Below are 1,407 nucleotides of genomic sequence, written 5' to 3'. Positions count from 1 at the left end.
TAATTGCTAAAGATAACAGTTTGTCTGTGGGTTGATCAAGGGTTCCTAATTCCTCTTTGCTTGTTAAAGACCAAAACTTAATCATTTGATCCGAAAGCTTGTTTAATCTGATCAGCACCAGCATAAGAGGATAAACCCAGAATTTCCTAATATTAACGCTGGCTATTCATAAACACAGGTAAAGACTATCTGACTCGATAATTTTGAAAATTAATCAAAAAATAGACTCGATCGACCCCAAATAACGCACAATAAAAAAGGAAATGTCAAAGGAGAATCGCAAATGTTGCCCTATATCCTAGCGGTTGTTGTGGGATTGAGTAGTCTGTACCTCCTCACCACCGCTTTTATCGCCCCCGATCGCCACCGTCAAGATGATTTTCTCTGGAGTGCGGTAGGATTATTCTATGCCCTTGTCCTCTGGTTGTGCGCGGGAAGGATTACAGGCGCTATCCTCCTGGGACAAGCTGCCGCGGCCATTTTATTTATTGCTTTCGCTTGGCAAACTCTCAAACTCAGACAAGCACTTTTTTATCCCGACAAACCGGTTAAATTATTTACTATTGTCGGTTGGTTAGGCAATCGTCTGGGGAAAGTTACTCCCTCTCAATCCCCTAAAACTAAAGCTAAAGCTGAGAAAGTAGCGGCAAAAGTTAAAGAAACGGTTAAAGAAACGGTGGACCCCGTTATAGAAAAAGCCGCGGCTATCGGGGAAACTATTACAGAATCAGTGACAGAAATTGAGGAAAAAGCTCAAGAAACGGTGGATCCCGTTATAGAAACAGCGGCAGCTATCGGGGAAACTATTACAGAATCAGTGACAGAAATTGGGGAAAAAGCCGCAGAAATTATTGATGATGGGGAAACTTTCGATGATTTCGATGATTTCGATGATTTTGATTTGGCAACGGAAGAGATCAACCCTTCCGAAAATCCCCCAGAAATTCCCCCGACTGAACCTGTCGCCAATGTTGAAGTCGAAACTATTGCTGTTAGCGAAACGGTGATTATTGAAGTTACCGAGGAAGATTTGCCCCCAGAAGAAACTATCGGAGAAGATACTCCCCCAGAAACTCGATCGCAAAGGGAAGAAAATTCCCCCCCAGAGGAAGATTTGCCCCCAGAAAAAACTATCGGAGAAGATACTCCCCCAGAAACTCGATCGCCAAGCGCAGAAAATCCCCCCTCATCGGATTAAAAGTTAAGATTATTGAGCGGGTAGGTTAGGCAATAATTACCCAAGAAATGGTTCTTCGTTACTTGGTATGGTTCGATAGGGGGGGCATAAATCGACTAAATCCTTATCTGGCAAGAGACTTAATTGATTAGTTCGTTCTAGATCGAAAACAATTGAGAAAAATTGCCAAATGCCTTTCTATATAAGGGTTACATCCCTTATAACCCCCG

Annotated in this window: 1 protein-coding gene and 1 pseudogene; one reads left to right on the top strand and one right to left on the bottom strand. The window is 42.6% G+C overall.

The window, feature by feature from the left end:
* Positions 1–85: pseudogene (locus tag PX636_RS22935) on the bottom strand (WD40 repeat domain-containing protein); the annotation flags it as partial.
* Between the two features lie 198 nt (positions 86–283).
* Between PX636_RS22935 and PX636_RS18565 the strand changes: the two are divergent.
* Positions 284–1,198: a Ycf66 family protein gene (locus PX636_RS18565; RefSeq protein WP_287737614.1), complete on the top strand. Its 915-nt coding sequence runs from the start codon at positions 284–286 to the stop codon at positions 1,196–1,198.
* The last annotated feature ends 209 nt before the right edge of the window (positions 1,199–1,407 follow it).

It is taken from the genome of Microcystis sp. M53598_WE2 (assembly GCF_030067735.1).
Lineage (GTDB): Bacteria > Cyanobacteriota > Cyanobacteriia > Cyanobacteriales > Microcystaceae > Microcystis > Microcystis aeruginosa.
The sequence above is the reverse complement of the archived record's forward strand: the minus strand, read 5'-3'. Positions and strand labels throughout refer to the sequence as shown.